3 protein-coding genes are annotated in these 2607 nt (G+C 53.8%); all 3 read left to right on the plus strand.

Features of this window, described 5'->3' with window-relative positions; translation table 11 throughout:
* Positions 1–665: type I-U CRISPR-associated protein Csb2 (csb2, locus tag ACIREA_RS30315; protein WP_397386048.1), on the plus strand; the 665-nt coding region annotated here is incomplete at its 5' end.
* Positions 662–1483 carry a type I-U CRISPR-associated protein Csb2 gene (gene csb2, locus ACIREA_RS30320; RefSeq protein WP_397386049.1) on the plus strand — a complete coding sequence of 274 codons (822 nt, stop codon included), beginning with the start codon at positions 662–664 and terminating at the stop codon, positions 1481–1483. The genes csb2 (ACIREA_RS30315) and csb2 (ACIREA_RS30320), both read left to right, overlap by 4 nt.
* Complete coding sequence (locus tag ACIREA_RS30325) at positions 1483–2388, plus strand: hypothetical protein (RefSeq protein WP_397386050.1); 906 nt, start codon at positions 1483–1485, stop codon at positions 2386–2388. The genes csb2 (ACIREA_RS30320) and ACIREA_RS30325 overlap by 1 nt, the downstream gene beginning before the upstream one ends.
* The last annotated feature ends 219 nt before the right edge of the window (positions 2389–2607 follow it).

The raw sequence follows: 2607 nt of genomic DNA on the forward strand, positions 1-2607 counted from the left end.
TCATTGGCCGGAAGGCAGATGGCAGTAACGGAGGCAAATCAGATGAACGCATTCATATCATCCCCATCCCATCGATAGGCCACACCCATGCAGATCACGCCATTCGCCGAGTGCTCCTTGAAATCCCCACATCCTGCCCTCTGCGAGCCGATGATTTGAGTTGGGCATTCAACGGCTTGGAACTCGGTCAGGACGGTTTTCTAGGCCGATTGATGCTGGCTGATGACATGGTGTTTCTCGATCACTTTGGCTTCGGGAAAAAGTTTGCTGTTTGGAAGACCATCACACCGGCAGCGCTGCCCGTATCCGCCGGTCGCCGCCGCATTGAGCCAAGCCGCAAACTCCAAGAAGCCAAGAATGCAACCGAACGCGCCATCGAACAGCAGCAAGCCCGCCTTGCGATTCTTACGGCATTGCGCCATGCAGGCGTCAACGGCGATGCTCTGAACATCATCGTTCAACGTGAGCCCTTCCAGGCGCACGGCGCAAAAGCCGAAGCATTTGCCCCTGGCACTCGCTTCGCCAAAGAACGCCTCTGGCATGTGGCGCTCGAATTTAGCGAAGCTGTTAAAGGCCCTCTCGTGGTTGGAGATGGCAGGTTCCTCGGTCTTGGCGTCTTTGCCCCAGTTGCGGATTCAATTCGACCTCACGAAATTTCTGAATGAAACCGTCTGATGCTCAATCCCGATTGGATTGTGTGGCGGCTACAACCACCGTTGCTCGCTTTGCCATCGCCAGTAATGTCTTGCCTCGCATCACTCAGGCGGTTTCCGTCGCTGATCGATTCCATAAAACTCTCGTCACCTACGCGGACAAACACCTGCTAAAGAACACTGGCATCTTCACCGGCTTGGACTCGGAGAAGCAGCCGCTGGCCAATCACCAGCACACCCACATTTTCTGCGAGTTGGGAGATCAAAGGGATGCCATTGGCTATATCACACTTTATGCGCCCGGAGGCTTTGATGATGAAGCTCAAACTGTGATCGAAGATGTGCAACGAAGCCGCCTGTGGGGAAAGGGCGATCATGACATCCACCTCATCCCGCTCGGCTTTGGCGATGAACAAACGTTTCTCAGCCCGCTCTTTGCTAAATCAGCGAAATGGCGTTCCGTGACTCCTTTTGTCAGCACCCAGCACCTCAAAACTTATGGCGACGGCCGTCCCAAGCTCGACGCTCACGGCTGGCAGCAAGGTTCTGCCGCAGCGAGTCTGCTTCAACAGCTTGAAAAAGATCCCCGGACTGCAGGACTGCTTAAAGTCGCCGGCCTGAAAAAACTACAGAGCATCGAAGTTCGTCGAGGCCTCCATCTACGCTGCTTCCAATTCCAAACCCGACGTCCAGATGGCGGTGGACAGCGTGGCAACGGGGATTGCGGAGCATTCACCCTTGAATTTCAGCAAGAGATTCAAGGCCCTCTGGCTATTGGCTATGGTTCCCACTTTGGCCTTGGTTTATTTGTGCCCATTTCTGACACCTAATGTCTGCCACATTCTTCGATATGAAGCAATCATCCAGCCGAAGCAAGAAGGTCAACAAGAACGAACCGCTTGGCCATGGTGACCACTGGGCGGCTTTGGGTCTGGAAGGTGAGACGTTGATCTCGCTCCTGACTCTTACCGCTCAAGAAGCCACTGCCATGCATGATTTTCAAATTCCATGGCCTCAGATTGACTTTGGAAGACTGGTCCAGCTAGAACTGCCGAGCCGAGAGGTAATTTATTCCGTTATACTTGGGAAGCCACGCAATGAGGAATCGCTGAATTTACTGTCTGGCTTCCCTATTCTTTGCCACACCTCCCCCTGGATCCTGGAAATCTTTGGCGTCGAAGACAGCTACGGTCCTTTCGAAGGCGTCATCACAGCTAATGCAGATACCGGTCATGGTCTTGAATGGTTTGCCCCACGGTTTGGCCGGGAAGCAGAGGAATGGCGGCGGGGTGGACGCATGAAGGTGGGACTTTCAGGGCTGGCACTTTCCTTGGAACGTTTTACTGCGGAACCCATTGTCATTAAGGATGGGCCGAGGATTGCGGAACGTCGCGCGGAATTGAATGCCGAAGGCCGGCATGACGAAGCCAATGATCCTAATTTGACCGTCACTTTCCGCACAGAGGAAATGCGAACTTTGTATTCCTCATTTCATGATCACCATGAATTGGTCGGTCAGGTCCTGCGAGTCGCCAAAGTGCGTTTGGCACCCGGATTACAAGGCTGGCGATTGGAAGTGCAGTGCCGACACGACGAAAACAACACGGGATCCACAATACCCCTCTACGTCTTTCCTCCAGCGCTGTCGGATGGCTACGTGCCAAAACGAGGTGATCTGATTCAGGGCACGATCTGGCTGCAAGGTACACACCTTGGTTTTGAGCAGCCAGCGTGAACTCCGCCCCTATTCAATAACCCATGCCTAGCCTTCAATAGAGGCGGCCTTGCCAGGCTTGCGTTAAAGGCTGGCGCAGACGGACAGGTAGCGGTTTGTAGTCAGGGCTGGTAGAGTCAGCAGGCCATTCGGATTAACTTTCCAAGCTGGAGAACGGGAGTCCGGCATAACATTTCTTTACGAATCGTGCTGGTGCAGCTAGCATGATCCGTTCGATTC

This window comes from Prosthecobacter sp., from assembly GCF_044373815.1.
Lineage (GTDB): Bacteria > Verrucomicrobiota > Verrucomicrobiia > Verrucomicrobiales > Verrucomicrobiaceae > Prosthecobacter.